At 67.0% G+C, this 6,072-nt stretch carries 7 protein-coding genes; 4 read left to right on the top strand and 3 right to left on the bottom strand.

Features of this window, described 5'->3' with window-relative positions; genetic code table 11:
* The first annotated feature begins 20 nt into the window (after positions 1-20).
* Together P1X14_RS04770 and P1X14_RS04775 are read left to right on the top strand one after the other, a co-directional pair.
* The gene (locus P1X14_RS04770) at positions 21-422 is read left to right on the top strand and encodes a helix-turn-helix domain-containing protein (RefSeq protein ID WP_277314172.1); all 402 of its coding nucleotides are present in this window, start codon (positions 21-23) and stop codon (positions 420-422) included.
* 122 nt (positions 423-544) lie between these two features.
* Complete coding sequence (locus tag P1X14_RS04775) at positions 545-1,801, top strand: cellulase family glycosylhydrolase (RefSeq protein ID WP_277314173.1); 1,257 nt, start codon at positions 545-547, stop codon at positions 1,799-1,801.
* 14 nt (positions 1,802-1,815) lie between these two features.
* Here P1X14_RS04775 and def read toward each other — a convergent pair whose 3' ends face one another.
* Positions 1,816-2,340 carry a peptide deformylase gene (gene def / locus P1X14_RS04780; RefSeq protein ID WP_277314174.1) on the bottom strand — a complete coding sequence of 175 codons (525 nt, stop codon included), beginning with the start codon at positions 2,338-2,340 and terminating at the stop codon, positions 1,816-1,818.
* A gap of 49 nt (positions 2,341-2,389) precedes the next feature.
* Positions 2,390-2,986 carry a recombination mediator RecR gene (gene recR / locus P1X14_RS04785; RefSeq protein WP_277314175.1) on the bottom strand — a complete coding sequence of 199 codons (597 nt, stop codon included), beginning with the start codon at positions 2,984-2,986 and terminating at the stop codon, positions 2,390-2,392.
* A 149-nt stretch (positions 2,987-3,135) separates the two neighbouring features.
* Here recR and fmt point away from each other — a divergent pair, with 149 nt between their 5' ends.
* Together fmt and truA are read left to right on the top strand one after the other, a co-directional pair.
* Complete coding sequence (fmt, locus tag P1X14_RS04790) at positions 3,136-4,044, top strand: methionyl-tRNA formyltransferase (RefSeq protein WP_277314176.1); 909 nt, start codon at positions 3,136-3,138, stop codon at positions 4,042-4,044.
* On the top strand, positions 4,041-4,781 hold the full coding sequence (truA, locus tag P1X14_RS04795) for a tRNA pseudouridine(38-40) synthase TruA (protein WP_277314177.1): 741 nt from the start codon (positions 4,041-4,043) through the stop codon (positions 4,779-4,781). The genes fmt and truA overlap by 4 nt, the downstream gene beginning before the upstream one ends.
* Here truA and P1X14_RS04800 read toward each other — a convergent pair.
* Positions 4,772-5,974 carry a class I SAM-dependent RNA methyltransferase gene (locus P1X14_RS04800; protein WP_277314178.1) on the bottom strand — a complete coding sequence of 401 codons (1,203 nt, stop codon included), beginning with the start codon at positions 5,972-5,974 and terminating at the stop codon, positions 4,772-4,774. The two genes, truA and P1X14_RS04800, sit on opposite strands and share 10 nt — an antisense overlap.
* Positions 5,975-6,072: the final 98 nt, after the last annotated feature.

Here is a 6,072-nt window from a genome sequence, read left to right on the forward strand (position 1 = left end):
ACACGGACAAGGGCGATTGCATGGCGCACACGATCGGCGAACTGGGCAGGTTGACCGGCACCAATGTTGAGACGATCCGCTATTACGAACGGATCGGCCTGCTGCCCAAGCCGGATCGGACCGCCGGCAATTATCGCGCCTATAGTGCGGCGGAGGCTGGCCGCCTGTCCTTCATCCGCCGTGCCCGCGATCTCGGCTTCCCGCTCGGGCAGGTGCGCGCGCTGCTCGACCTCGCCGATCGCCGGGACCAGTCCTGCGCCACCGTCGATGCGCTTGCCCGCGCGCATCTCGCGGATGTGCAGCGCAAGATCGCCGATCTTCAGGCGCTGGGCGAGGAATTGTCGCGCCTGCTCTCGCAATGCAGCCGCGGCACCATCGCGGATTGCCGGATCGTCGAGGCGCTCGGCCTGCCCGAAGCCTAGGCGCGATCGCGCTTCCCAAAGCCGTAGAGCGCGCTATCCTCCCGCCCAAAGCCGAAATCGGGGAGGATGAAATGGTCACCAGAAGGTCGATCCTGACGAGTGCAGCAGCCGTTGCGACAACGTTGACTGCTTCACGTGCCACCGCCGCCACGCCCGATCCCTTCATCCGCCGCTCCGGCGCCACCTTCACCCTGAACGGCAAGCCCTATCGCTTCGCCGGTGCGAACCTCTGGTACCTGCCCTGGCTCGGCGCCCCTGCAGCCTATGGCGATCGCGACCGCCTGCGCCGCGAGCTCGACACACTGGCCGGCATGGGCATCACCAATTTGCGGATCGCCGCCGGAGCCGAGGATTCGCCGCTCAAAAACTCGGTCAAGCCCGCCTTCCGCACCAGCGGCAAGGCATGGAACCCCGATCTGCTCGCCGGTCTCGACTACACCCTGGCCGAGATGAAGCAGCGCGGGATGCACGCGGTGCTGTACCTGACCAATTTCTGGGAATGGTCGGGCGGGATGATGACCTATCTCTCCTGGGTGAATGGCGGGAAGTTCATCGACATGAACGATCCCGCGCACCCATGGCCGGAATTCCCGAACATGACCGCGCAATTCTATGCCCAGGACGAGGCGGTCGCACTCTATCACGACTGGGTCCGCTATATCGTCGCGCGCCATGCCGGCGATCCGACGATCATGGCATGGCAGCTCGCCAACGAGCCGCGACCCGGCGGCGATGCACTGATCGCCGCGCAGCTCGGCCCTGCCTATAATCGCTGGATCCGCAGCACCGCGAAGCTGATCAAGTCGCTTTCTCCCGATCATCTCGTGTCGACAGGCAGCGAGGGGCTGAAAGGCTCGGTCGAGAGCATGGAGGTACTCCGCGCGGCGCACGCCTGGCCCGAGATCGACTATCTCACCGCGCATATCTGGCCGCTCAACTGGAGCTGGGTCGATGCGAAGGACCTGCCCGGCACCCATGCCGCCGGCGCCGCGAAGGTCGCCGAATATCTCGAGCAGCACGAGACGCTCGCGCGCCAGATGGGCAAGCCGCTGGTGATCGAGGAATTCGGCTATACGCGCGACGGCGGCGGTTACGATCCGCAGGCAAGCACGGCGTTCAAGGATCTCTATTACAAGCAGATTTATGCCGCCGTCCTGAACAGTGCGCAGAAAGACGGCCCGGTTGCGGGCAGCAATTTCTGGTCATGGAATGGCGAAGGCCGCGCGGTACATGGCGACCATCGCTTCCGCTCTGGCGACACCGCGTGGCTGGGCGATCCACCGCACGAGCCGCAGGGCTGGTACGGCGTCTATGACAGCGACACGTCGACGCGCGCGATCATCGCGGATCATGCGAAGGCGCTGGCCGCGATCGGCTGACCGCGGCAGCGGAATCAGGCCGCTTTGCGCGCCTTGTTTAGCTTCTTCATGATCATGTCGCGCTTCAGCCGCGACAGGTGATCGATGAACACGATCCCCTCCAGATGATCCATCTCGTGCTGGATGCAGGTGGCGAGCAGGCCCTCGAACAGCTCGTCATGGGCCTCGCCCTTCTCGTCCATCCACTTCACGCGGCAGCGCGCGGGACGCTCGACATCGGCATATTGGTCCGGCACCGACAGGCAGCCTTCGGTATAGACCGACTGTTCCTCGGCCGGATCGAGGATCTCGGGATTGATGAAGACGCGCGGCTCGCGGATCGGCTTGCCTTCCTCGTCTTCCTTCTCCTGAAGGTCCATCACGATCAGCCGCTTGGGCACACCCACCTGGATCGCCGCCAGCCCGATGCCCGGCGCGTCGTACATCGTGTCGAACATATCGTCGATCAGCGCGCGCAGTTCGTCGTCCACCGTCTCGACGGGCGAGGAAACGGTACGCAGCCGGGGATCCGGCACTTCGAGGATAGGTAACAAAGCCATGCGGGGGATTTAGTCGCGACCGGCCTTCCCCGCAAGGAAGGGAAATCTCCTAGGCGACCGGCCGCCGCGCGCGCAGCGCCTGGGCCAGCGTGCCTTCGTCCAGATAATCCAGTTCGCCGCCCACCGGCAGGCCGTGCGCAAGCTGGGTGACGCGCACCGGATAGGTCTCGATCCGCTCGGCGATGTAATGCGCGGTGGTCTGGCCCTCCAGCGTGGCGTTCATCGCCAGCACCACTTCGTCGATCCCGCCGGCCGCGATCCGCCGGACGAGACTGTCGATCGCCAGATCCTCCGGCCGCACGCCTTCCAGCGCGGAGAGCTTGCCGCCCAGCACGTGGAACCGCCCCGGGAACAGCCGCGAGCGATCCAGCGCCCACAAATCCGCCACTTCCTCCACCACGCACAGCGACCGCGCATCGCGCCGCGGATCGGCGCAGATCGCGCAGGGATCGGTGGTATCGACATTGCCACAGGTTCCGCAGGTGCTCAGCTTCTGGCTGACCTGCCCTAGCGCCGCCAGCAGAGGATCGAGCGCCGTCTCGCGCTTCTTGAGCAGATGCAGCACCGCGCGTCGTGCCGAACGAGGCCCAAGGCCCGGCAGCCGCGACAGGGCCTGTGTGAGCGCTTCGATCTCGGGGGATGCCATGCGAGGGGAGATAGCGATGGCGGAACGAAAAGGAAACCGCTCCTGCAGTCGTCACCCCAGCGAAAGCTGGGGTCTCAAGAGGTGGTGGAAAGACGCCGCCAAAGATCCCAGCTTTCGCTGGGATGACGATTATGGCTATGGGCACCCCCATGCGGATCATCTTCATGGGAACCCCGGAATTTTCGGTGCCGGTGCTTCAGGCACTGGTGGATGCGGGGCATGACGTCGTGGCGGCGTACAGCCAGCCGCCGCGCGCAGGCGGCCGCCGCGGCAAGGCGCTAACCCCCTCCCCGGTCCATGCCCGCGCCGAAGCCCTCGGCATCCCGGTCCACACGCCGCTCTCGTTCCGCAAGGAGCCGGACGCGATCGCGACCTTCGCTGCCCACAACGCCGATGTGGCGGTGGTCGCCGCTTATGGCCTGATCCTGCCCGTCGCCGTGCTGGAGGCGCCAAAACACGGCTGCCTCAACGTCCACGCCTCGCTCCTCCCCCGCTGGCGCGGCGCCGCCCCGATCCAGCGCGCGATCCTCGCCGGAGACACGGAGACAGGCGTCGGCATCATGCAGATGGAAGCCGGCCTCGACACCGGCCCCGTCCGCCTCGAAGGGCGCACGCCGATCGGCGGCAAGACGGCGGGCGAACTGACCGACGAACTCAGCGCGATGGGTGCGGCGCTGATGGTGCAGGTTCTGGCCGATCTGGATGCCTATCCTGCGGTTATGCAGCCCGAGGGTGGCGTCACTTACGCCCCCAAGATCGACAAGGCCGAAGCCCGTCTCGACTTCGCCCAGCCCGCCGAACAGGTCGAACGCCAGATCCGCGCCTTCAACCCAGCTCCCGGCGCCTTTTTCGAACTGAACGGCGAACGCTTCCGCGTCCATGCTGCCCAGATCCTCGACGCCCCCGGCCAGCCCGGCATGACGCTCGACGAGGCGCTCACCATCGCCTGCGCCACCGGCGCCATCCGCCCCTCTCTCGTCCAGCGCGCAGGCCGCGGCGCCATGACGTCACAGGAGCTGCTTCGCGGCTTCCCGATTCCCGCCGGAACCCAGCTTTGACCCGCTTCGCCCTCACCATCGAGTATGACGGCCGCCCCTTCATGGGCTGGCAGCATCAGGATCATGGCCCCAGCGTCCAACAGTCGATCGAGGACGCGCTCCACGCCATCACCGGCGAGGATGCGCTCGTCCACGCCGCGGGCCGCACCGATGCCGGCGTCCACGCCCTCGCGATGCGCGCGCATACCGAGATCGCGAAGGACATCGCCCCCTTCCGCCTGATGGAAGCGCTCAACGCCCGCATCCGCCCCGATCCGGTGGCGATCAACGCGTGCGAGATCGTCCCGGACGACTGGCACGCCCGCTTCTCGTGCCTCGCCCGCCATTACGAATACCGCATCGTCCAGCGCCGCGCGCCGCTCACCTTCGAAAAGGGCCTCGCCTGGCGCATCGCCAACGAGCTCGACGCCGACGCCATGCACGAAGCGGCGCAGCGGCTGGTGGGACGTCACGACTTCACCACCTTCCGCTCGGTCCATTGCCAGGCCGACAGCCCGCTGCGCACGCTCGACCGCCTCGACGTGGTCCGCACCGGCGACCGCATCAGCGTCTACGCCTCGGCCCGCTCGTTCCTGCACCACCAGGTCCGCTCTATGGTGGGGTGCCTCAGCCTCGTAGGCCAGGGCAAATGGACCCCCGACGACATGACGTCAGCCCTCGAAGCCCGAGACCGCGCCGCCCTCGGCCTCAACGCGCCTTCGGACGGCCTGTATTTCGTGAGAGCCGATTACCCCTGACGCGAAAACTTCGCCGCCAGCTCGACATGCGTAGACCAGCGGAACTGCCCCACCGGCTGAATCCAGTCCAACCGATATCCACCTTTGCACAAAATCTCCGTATCGCGTGCAAAGGTACTGGGATTACACGAAACAAATCCGATCACCGGCACCTGAGATGCCGCCAGCTCGGCCACCTGCTCTTTCGCCCCGGCACGCGGCGGATCGATCACCACCGCGGCGAAATTGTCGAGGTCTTTCGTCGAAACCGGCCGGCGGAACAGGTCGCGATGGTCTGCGAACACCTGGCGCCGCGCCATCCCCGCCGCGGCCTTCAGCGACATGATCGGATCGCGCGCCGCCTCGGCCGCATAGACCTTGGCCTTGGGGAAGGCGAAGGTGAAGGTTCCCAGCCCCGCGAACAGGTCCGCGACCGTCCCGGCATCGCCAACAGCCTCCTGCATCGCCGCCACCAGCGCCGCCTCGCCTTCCAGCGTCGCCTGCAGGAAGCTCCCCCCCGGAAACGGCACCGGCACGCCACCAAGCGTGATCGTCACCGGCTCGGGCTCCCAGCGCGGCACCGGGCCGAAGCCCTCATCCATCGCCAGCCGCGCCAGCTTGTGCCGCCGCGCAAACCCGGTCAGCGCCTCGGCCGCCGCCAGCCCCTCGGCTTCCAGCCCGTCGATCAGCACGTCGCGCCCCTGATCGGTCAGCGTCATGTGCACGTTCACCCGGCGCGATCCCGGCATCATCGCCGCCAGCAGCCCGCGCATCGGCCCGATCATCGCGAACAGATCGGGGTGCAGCACATGGCATTCGTCCAGATCGATCAGCTTGTGGCTGCTCGCCTCGGTAAAGCCCAGATGCACCTGCCGCCCGCGCCGCTCGGCATGCAAGGTCGCGCGCCGCCGCGTCTTCGCGGGCGACAGCAATGGCGCCCGGATCTCGGTCTCGATCCTGTGCTGGCCCAGCGCGCCCGCGATCCGGTCGGCGATGAAGCCGCTCCACGCCGCATCGTCGAGATGCTGGAGCTGGCACCCGCCACATTCGGGAAAATGCTTGCATGGCGGCGTCTGGTGGCTGGGTCCGGGGATGAGCGTTCCCTCGGGGGTCAACCGGTCGCCCGGCGCCGCCATCGCCACATGTCGACCATCGGCGGTGACGCCATCGCCCCGCGCCGCGACACGGACGACCAGATCATCACTCACAGACATTCGGAAAGCACCCGGGGAATATGGCCGATCAGCGTATCGGCGATGAAAGCAGGCCCGGCCGCACGCGCCGCGGCGCCATGCAGCCACACCGCGGCTTC

This window comes from Sphingomonas sp. AOB5 (assembly GCF_029433115.1).
In the GTDB taxonomy this organism is placed as follows: Bacteria; Pseudomonadota; Alphaproteobacteria; order Sphingomonadales; family Sphingomonadaceae; genus Sphingomonas.